Source organism: Acinetobacter sp. GWC1_38_13 (assembly GCF_001767535.1).
Taxonomy (GTDB): Bacteria; Pseudomonadota; Gammaproteobacteria; order Pseudomonadales; family Moraxellaceae; genus Acinetobacter; species Acinetobacter junii.
In genome coordinates, this window is sequence record NZ_MELG01000082.1 from 1 (window position 1) to 8,689 (window position 8,689).

At 36.3% G+C, this 8,689-nt stretch carries 9 protein-coding genes; 4 read left to right on the forward strand and 5 right to left on the reverse strand.

The features are described from left to right. Positions 1-605, forward strand: a 605-nt coding sequence (locus tag A2003_RS08505) for a DUF2238 domain-containing protein (protein ID WP_286687155.1), incomplete at its 5' end; no start/stop codon positions are given. A gap of 20 nt (positions 606-625) precedes the next feature. Here A2003_RS08505 and A2003_RS08510 read toward each other — a convergent pair. After that, positions 626-1,840, reverse strand: a complete 1,215-nt coding sequence (locus tag A2003_RS08510; protein WP_039047842.1) for an MFS transporter — start codon at positions 1,838-1,840, stop codon at positions 626-628. A 246-nt stretch (positions 1,841-2,086) separates the two neighbouring features. Between A2003_RS08510 and A2003_RS08515 the strand changes: the two genes are divergently transcribed. Further along, on the forward strand, positions 2,087-3,007 hold the full coding sequence (locus tag A2003_RS08515; RefSeq protein ID WP_005402501.1) for a LysR family transcriptional regulator: 921 nt from the start codon (positions 2,087-2,089) through the stop codon (positions 3,005-3,007). Between the two features lie 73 nt (positions 3,008-3,080). Here A2003_RS08515 and A2003_RS08520 read toward each other — a convergent pair whose 3' ends face one another. Further along, positions 3,081-3,536: a DUF441 domain-containing protein gene (locus A2003_RS08520; protein ID WP_004911679.1), complete on the reverse strand. Its 456-nt coding sequence runs from the start codon at positions 3,534-3,536 to the stop codon at positions 3,081-3,083. 245 nt (positions 3,537-3,781) lie between these two features. After that, complete coding sequence (locus A2003_RS08525; RefSeq protein WP_039047843.1) at positions 3,782-4,642, reverse strand: heme oxygenase-like domain-containing protein; 861 nt, start codon at positions 4,640-4,642, stop codon at positions 3,782-3,784. 447 nt (positions 4,643-5,089) lie between these two features. Here A2003_RS08525 and A2003_RS08530 point away from each other — a divergent pair, with 447 nt between their 5' ends. Further along, a complete protein-coding gene (locus tag A2003_RS08530; RefSeq protein WP_004962344.1) occupies positions 5,090-5,650 on the forward strand; it encodes a TetR/AcrR family transcriptional regulator in 561 nt (186 codons plus the stop codon). Positions 5,651-5,768: 118 nt separating this feature from the next. Here the strand turns inward: A2003_RS08530 and A2003_RS08535 are convergent, their stop codons facing one another. Further along, the gene (locus tag A2003_RS08535) at positions 5,769-6,548 is read right to left on the reverse strand and encodes a ferredoxin--NADP reductase (protein WP_004911671.1); all 780 of its coding nucleotides are present in this window, start codon (positions 6,546-6,548) and stop codon (positions 5,769-5,771) included. Between the two features lie 100 nt (positions 6,549-6,648). On the opposite strand from A2003_RS08535, the gene tsaA reads away from it, so the two are divergent. Continuing rightward, positions 6,649-7,371 (forward strand): tRNA (N6-threonylcarbamoyladenosine(37)-N6)-methyltransferase TrmO, encoded by a 723-nt coding sequence (gene tsaA / locus A2003_RS08540; protein ID WP_004962340.1) that lies wholly within the window; start codon positions 6,649-6,651, stop codon positions 7,369-7,371. Positions 7,372-7,395: 24 nt separating this feature from the next. On the opposite strand, the gene A2003_RS08545 is transcribed toward tsaA, so the two are convergent. Then, on the reverse strand, positions 7,396-8,610 hold the full coding sequence (locus A2003_RS08545) for an MgtC/SapB family protein (protein ID WP_286687156.1): 1,215 nt from the start codon (positions 8,608-8,610) through the stop codon (positions 7,396-7,398). Positions 8,611-8,689 lie beyond the last annotated feature (79 nt).

Sequence of the window (8,689 nt, forward strand, 5' to 3'; positions counted from 1 at the left end):
AAAAATTAGTGTTGTTGTTTGCGATGCTCTTTTTAGTTTTGAGTTTAATTATTTCGGGAATTGATCCTTTTGACCGTCGTACATGGTTCATGGAAGTATTACCTGTATTAATTGTCGTTCCACTATTGATTCACACTTATAAAAGATTTCCTCTGACTAATCTTCTCTATGTATTAATTTTTATTCATTGCATGGTATTGATTGTTGGTGGAACGTATACCTATGCACGTGTGCCATTGGGATTTGAAATGGCAGAATGGTTTGGTTTAGATCGAAATCCTTACGATAAAATTGGGCATTTTATGCAAGGTTTTGTTCCAGCAATTGCAGCACGTGAAATTTTGCTGAGAAATGACATCTTAAAGCATGGAAAAATGCTGATTTTTATTGTCATTTCTATTGTGCTTGCGATAAGTGCTAGTTATGAGTTAATAGAATGGGCTGCAGCACTTGCGCTTGGTGAAGGTGCAGAAGAGTTTTTGGGAACACAAGGTTATGAGTGGGATACCCAGTCAGATATGTTTTTCGCCTTGATAGGATCGGTCAGTGCTTTGTTCTTATTGTCTAAATGGCATGACCGACAGTTTTATAAGTTAGTACACTAACGAAAAAATTCGTCAGTCTGTCATTGAAGAATAACAGACTGTTTATTTGCTGAATATTTAGCGTAGGCAAGGGCAATTAATAAAATAATCAAACCGCCTAAACTCAGAACAAAGCCAACCCATATTGGTGCTAACCAACCCATATTCTGGCTCAATACCCATCCACCTAGAAATGCACCTAAGGCATTTGCTAAATTGAATGCTGAATGATTCAAAGATGCTGCTAAAGTTTGTGCATCACCCGCAATATCCATCAAATGTGTTTGTAAGGCACCGCCTAAACCAATTACGGTGAATCCAATTAAAAATAAAGCAAGGATGGCTGTATAAAGATTTGTCATCATAAAACTTGCAAATACAAAGGCCAATGCAGAACTTATAAGAATACCAATCATGGTTTTGAATAGGCTTTTATCAGCCAACCAACCAGCTACTAAGCCTCCGATGACCATGCCTGTTCCCCATATTGCTAAAGCGATTGGCACAATGCTGATATCTGCATGTGTATATTCAGTCAGTATAGGAGACACATAGCTATATACAGAGAACATGCCACCAAAACCAATTGCTCCAACTGCCAAAGTCAGCCACATATTAATATTTTTTAGCCCAGCTAATTCAGCTTTAATGCTAGCTGTTTTTTGCAAAGGAATATTGGGTACAAATAAACTTACGCCTATCAGTGTAATGAAAGCTATTGTCGCAGAAAATTCAAATCCTGCCTTCCAACCAAACTGTTGTCCTAACCAAGTGGCGCTAGGAACACCGATCACATTCGCAATGGTTAAGCCCATCATAACTTGTGCAATCGCTGTTGCACGACGATGTTTACCTGCTAACTCAGCCGCGACTAATGCTGCTACACCAAAGTATGCGCCGTGAGGAAATCCTGCAATAAATCGAGAAATAAGCATTGCATCTGAAGACGTGGCAAATGCAGTGGCAGCATTTGCGAGACCGTAAAACAGCATTAGTGATAATAATAAAGTCTTTCTAGGCACTTTAGCACCTAAGATCGCAATGATAGGAGCACCCACCATCACACCTAATGCATAAGCACTGATGAAATAACCTGCATGTGGGACACTGACATGAAGATCAGTTGCAATTTCTTGAATAAGACCCATTGCGACGAATTCAGTAGTACCAATACAGAAACTACCAATAGCCAAGGAGAAAATTACAAGAAATAAGGAATATTGTTTTGTTTGATTCAATTCTGAGGGAGATGACATAACATATTAAGGAAAAAGTGACGCTACTATTATATTCAAGACAGTTGCAAAAATGTGAAAAGGAACGTAAATGAACTCAAGGCATTTGTTAATTCAAAGAAATAGTGTCGTGTGTTCACATGAATTTGACACATGATGTATATGATGTAAGTCGTTTTTTAGACATTTGGAATAGCAGAAATATATAGTGAGGTTAACTCATTAATTTTGTGCTAAGATGAAATAAATTCAATAATGGTTGGTGCTGTGTTAGAGCTTAGACATTTAAAAACACTACTCGCTTTAAGAGAGCATGGCTCTTTAGTTGCCGCAGCGGCAGATTTATGTCTGACTCCATCTGCTATTTCTCATCAGTTAAAAGAATTAGACCATTGGTATGGTGTAGAAGTTGTCAATCGACGTAGCCGTCCTGTGAGTTTTTCAAATGTGGGTGAGCGACTCCTCAAATTAGCTGATGATGTGCTACCACAAGTTCAAATTGCACAGACGGATATCACTCGAATCGTACATGGGCAAACAGGTCGCATAATTTTTTCTTCTGAATGTCATAGCTGTTTCGATTGGCTCATGCCTTTATTAAATCAATATCGTCAACAATATCCTGACGTAGATTTAGACTTTGCTGCAGGTTTTGAGTCAAACCCGCATGAACTTCTTCAAAACGCTGAATTTGACTTACTGATCACGGCAGATCCAATTGCGCTAAAGGGTATAGAATACTTTCCAATCTTTGAGTATGAATCACGTCTAGTTTTATCAAATACACATCATTTGGTGAGAGCAGAACATATTACCGTTCAAGATCTGGCAGAAGAGACTTTGATTACCTATCCAGTCGATAAGCATCGTTTGGATATTATGGCTCATCTGTTTTTACCCGCGAATATTTTGCCAAAACACATTCGGACTACTGATTTGACTCAGATGTTAATTCAACTGGTAGCGAGTGGGCGCGGTATTGCAGCTTTGCCTGATTGGGTTGTGAATGAATATGAGCAAAAAGGATGGGTGGTGAGTCGTCGCTTAGATTGTGTTTCACCAAAAGGTTTGAGAAGAACGCTCTATGCGGGTTATCGTACTGACGAAAAAGAGAAAAGCTATTTTGAAGGCTTTTTAAAGCAATTAGAAAAATTCTCACAAAAGCGTGTGATGTATTACGAACGTTAATTTGATCGTTTTAAAGTCTGTGTTATAGATTTGGTACATTTATAACGGCAGGTTATCTGATTGGTTTGAGATATTAGCTCTTACCAATCAATATCGATAATATGCCTGCTGCAATTAGGGGACCAACAGGTACTCCACGTAATAATGCAACACCCGCGACTGTTCCAATCAATAATCCTGCTACAACGTCTGGTTGGTGACTCATCAATTTCACACCTCGCCCACCTAACCACGCCACGAATATGCCAACAGCAATAGCCAAAAGAGATTTGTAACTTAGGAATGATTTTAAAATACTTTCACCACTGAGTTTTCCACTTGCGATTGGGGAAAGAACACCAATGGTTAATACGATAATTCCGATGTTTAAACCATGTTGCTGAATGTAAGGAAAAAGCTGATTGAGCGGAGTGATTTTCACTATGATTAGTACAGCTGTTGCAATCATAACAGCCGTATTTTGACTGAAAACACCAAATCCTAATAAGATCAGCAAAACTAGAAGATTGAAATCGAAGTGTGCAAACATTGGATTGAAAGGTAATAAAACTTGAATTGTAACGCAATTGGCTACAAGTTTGACAGCTTATGTAAACTTCGCTGTTAAAAGGCAGAATCATTCAGAAACACTAAAAAGATTCGCTTCAAGCTCACTATGATTGGCGAAAGTTTTTAGCAGTTGATCTTATTTACATCAGTATTGATTAATCGAACGAAAATTTTAAGGTCATCTTAATCCTTGATTTGGAGATGACCTTATTATTAAGAAGAAAATTATGCAAGTTTTCTAAACGATTCAAATTGATAAGTTGCAATTTGTTCATCCCAGAATTGTTGCCATAAATCACAATATTCTAAACAAATTTGTCGGATATAAGGATAGTCAGATTCTACACAGGCTTGAGCTAGAACAAACCAGAGATCATCTTCATGGTCATCGTCAGCAGCTTCAGCAGTTTCATCTTGTGAAACACCATGCACATAGTAGTAACCACTGTCAACGTTAAAGCCTACAGCTTTAGTTGCTTGACGCAAGGGAGGACTAAAAAGAATAACTTCTTCTTCTGCAACAGCCAATAACGCTGTTACGGCTTCATAACGATCGAAAGCATATTCAAGATAGTTTTTCACTTGTTGAGCAATAATCGAGGGCTGATAATTGTTGCGCTCCGCTTGTGTTAATTCGAAATCATCGAGTACATCTTCAAATAAAGGATAGTGTGCATAATCAGGATTACCAGCATAGTATCCATTGAAATCTAAGGCCGGACGATAGCCATACTCATCTAAGACATTGAGGTTGAGTAAGAAGCGGGCATACATCTTTGAACCTGATTTCAGGCGAGGTTCGAGTTGTTTGGTTCGGAATTGAGCCATCAATAAAGCATCTGTAAATACTTGCACTATGGCATGTCGGTATTCTAGATGAATATGCTTTAAGGTTTCTTTATCAATTGAGCCATCATTTAATAGCTGAATTGCAGGGTGTTTAGACACAGGATGTTGTGAAATCTCTTCGCGTAAAGTTTTGAGAAATTGCACGTTCTTATTCCATAAATCTTCAGAAATACTATTTTTCATTCCGTCTATAGCTTTCTGTCTTGGGTTATCAAAATCTTCAAATTTTTTTGGCATAGTCTTCTACTCAATGAATTAATATTATTGCTTTTTCCAATTATATATTGCCGATTTCTTTTGGTCGCTTATAAATATATCTTTTAGTTCAACCAAAAATCTTTTTATTGGATTAATAAAATATAAGACGATTTTTTTTTGAAAGCAATTGATTCTCGTTTTTGAAAACTAAGGGATGTACTTAATTAGCTAATTTATTATTGTAAAAAAGTGATTTAATGCACACAATAATGACTGTTTTATTTATAAGAAAAATTTTTTTACAAATTATCTTGTGTATTCCTACTTTTTTGCTTAACTTAATCATGAGTTGTTTAAGAAAAGTTTCCATATTATCGATAATACTCTTAAAATAATATGAATAAGCATAGTAGCCAGAATTATCCAGCATTTACTATGTCTAAATAATACATTAAGTTTTTTGATAAAATTCTAAAGGATAATAAAATGTCAAAAAAAGAAGATATTATTACAACGGCACTGAATTTATTTAACCGTCATAACTATAGTTCTATAGGAATTGATCGAATTATCAGTGAGTCAGGCGTCGCTAAGATGACTTTCTACAAGTATTTCCCATCTAAAGAGAGTCTAATCGAAGAGTGTTTATCTAGAAGAAATAAAAGCATTCAGCAAGCGATTGAGCAACAATTAAATCAGATTGATGAGGGTAATTATTTAGGAAAAATTAAAGCAGTATATTTTTGGCATGTGTCATGGTTTAACTCGGATGATTTCCATGGTTGTATGTTTCAAAAGGCTTCATTGGAAATTTTACAACAATACCCATCTATTATTGGTCCAATTGTCGACTATAGAAATTGGTTAATGAATTTAGTTGAAGATCTATTTGAAAAGGCAAAAGTATTTCAACCTCATGTGTTAACTACGATGTATATCAATATTCTTGATGGGATGACGACACTTGCAAAGGTAAATCAAGATCATGTTCAAATTGAAGAGTGTTGGTATTATATTGAGCGATTAATTTCTTTAGAAGCTGCTTAATAAATAGTTTTATTGCTCTAAATAATATTATTAAAGATCACTAAATAAGCTATTAATAAGATTTAATAATAAAAAAGCCGGGGATATCTTCCTCGGCTTTTTTATTAATGCATAGGTATTATTTTTCTACGAAAGCACGTTCGATTACATAATCACCCATTACACCCATACGTGGTGATTCAACGAGACCATGTTCATCTAAAAGTGCAGCTACATCTTTCAAGAAAGCAGGGCTACCACATAACATTGCACGGTCAGTTTCACGATTGAAACGTGGCAAACCAATTTTTTCAAATAATTGACCTGTTTCAATAGCAGTAGTCACACGACCTTGTGTATGGAATGGTTCACGTGTAACTGTAGGGTAATATACGAGTTTATCTTTGATTCCTAGCTCTTCGAAAAATTCATGATTTGGAAGCTCATTAAGAATCAAATCTTGATATGCAAGTTCAGAAATATAACGTGTACCGTGTACAACGATCACTTTCTCAAACTTTTCATAAGTTTCAGGATCACGAATAAGTGAAAGGAAAGGTGCTAAACCAGTACCAGAAGATAAAAGGTATAAATTTTTACCAGGCAATAAATCATCATGTACTAAAGTACCTGTTGGTTTTTTTGAAATAAGGATTTCGTCACCAACCTGAACTTTTTGTAAAATAGAAGTTAAAGGACCATCAGGTACTTTAATCGAGAAGAATTCTAATTCTTCTTCATAATTCGCACTCGCAATCGAATAAGCACGCATTAAAGGCTTACCATTCACTTCAAGTCCGATCATCACAAACTGACCATTTTTAAAACGTAAGCTTGTGTCGCGTGTAGTTTTAAAACTGAAAAGCGTGTCATTCCAGTGGTGAACATGAGTAATGCGTTCAACGTTAAAAGCAGCCATTAAAGGTCTCGATCACAGTTAAAAGAAACAGATTGCTATTCTAATCTAAAATCATTCTCTATAAACTGAATATATTTAATTGTCTTTATAAGAAAAAGTGATGAATCCCGTTGTTACAATTCCGATCATTGGTTATATGCATTCACCTTATTGTGAAAAATTTGGCATTCCACGACAACCAAATTTGGTTCAGGTGGAGTCATATCTCGAAATGATCGAGCCTTATAACGATATATTGGCTTTTGAAGGGATAGATGAATTTAGTCATTTATGGCTACTTTGGCAGTTCCATGACAATAAGCATCAAGCAAACAACACTGATGCTGGACATAAATTTCGAGCACAAGTTCGACCACCTAGATTAGGTGGTAATCAAAAAATTGGTGTTTTTGCCACAAGAAGTATGTACAGACCATCTCCGATTGGACTATCTGTAGTGCAATTCTTGCGTATTGAAAAGTTATCAAATCGTGTTCGAATTTATGTTACAGGTGCTGATTTGCTAGATGGTACGCCGATTGTAGACATTAAACCTTATATTCAATATTCGGATTCTATTGCAAATGCATTAAGTGGATATGCTCAAGAAGAGCCTCAGCGTAAGCAAGTTATTTGGAGTGAGATGGCATTGCATCAACGACAACAATTTATCCAAAAAGACCAAATACCTATTCGCATATTTAATGAAATGGAGCAAGTATTGGCTTTAGACCCAAGACCTGCATATCATGAGGATGCTGAACGGATTTATAAAATGAAGTTTTCCCAATTCGATGTAAATTTCAAAGTTATAGCGAATACCATCGAAATTGTCAAACTTTAATGTCAGCTTTTACTATTATATTTATCAGCGGGATACCCAAACTAAAATAACTAAAATAGCCATATGAAGAATCTGTGCTGGAACGAATGCAAGTGCGTATTTATAACCGCCTGTAAGCCCAGCATTAATACTTTTTGACATCGCGTGGGCACATAGACCAACCATTAAAGCAATTAGCAATGGTGTTGCCTGAGCCGTATTTGGATTGCCTTGGACGACAATCGCAGCAATTGCCGCATGAATTTCAAATAAAGAGGCTATGAATGTTCCAATAATAAGTCCGCTATTACCTAACCATAAATTTAAGCCATAAACGGCTGCTTGTACGGTGGATAATGCTACTGTAATGACAATCGCATTTTTAAAACTAAACATACGACTTTCATCAGTTTTTTGACTTAGCTCATTTTTAGTAGATTTACGCAACAGATAAATAGACCATGCAAATAGTAATAAGGTCGAAATTAAACTAGGTATTAAAAGAAGCTCTAACCATGCCATGCTGATACTAGCGACGATAATCAGCATTTGAACTAAAGTTGCAACGCAAGACATCAGCGCAGCACCTGCATTGATTTTAGGGTCGGCATGATTATTACGAACTTCCATACCTAAGTTTGCGACAGTTGCAGTACTTGATACAAAGCCTGAAGCTAAGGAGGAAAACACGATCGCATTTCTAGAAGATAACAAGCGTTTGGCAAAATGAGCTAACGCTTGAACCAATAAAATCAAGCTGAGTAACTTGAGAATCGTATAAGGATTTAAAACGGGTCCCCAATACGCTTTATCAGGTGCTAAAGGTAATCCAATAAGAATAAGTGCCAGTAATAAAACACCATCCCTTAATTCAGTCTCGCTAATCCATTGATTAGCCAATCCATGTAATGTTTCTTTGGCAAAGAGCAGTATGGTCAAAGTGACAGCAAGACCTGCCGCTAAATTGATATTCCAAATACATACTGCACCTATAAAATAGGTCATGATAAAGGCAAGTTCTGTTGTAACCCCTGGATCATCTTGTTGATTACGTAGCGACGCAATACTAATTGCACCGACTAGAATTGCCCCTGTGATTCCAATATCTAAGTTAAATAAAAAACACAACGTACCTAAAAGTGAGGTGATTGCAAAAGTTCTAAAACCTGCAAATGTTTTAGTTTTATGCCTACTTTTACTGCGTTCACGTTCTAAACCAATCAATAATCCACAGCCCAAAGACACTGCAAAAATCATCATAAGTTGGCTGAATGATGTATTGAACCGTACCGGGTTTGTCGGAGACCACTTTTCTTGAGAGAATGTCCCGATGAAAAAA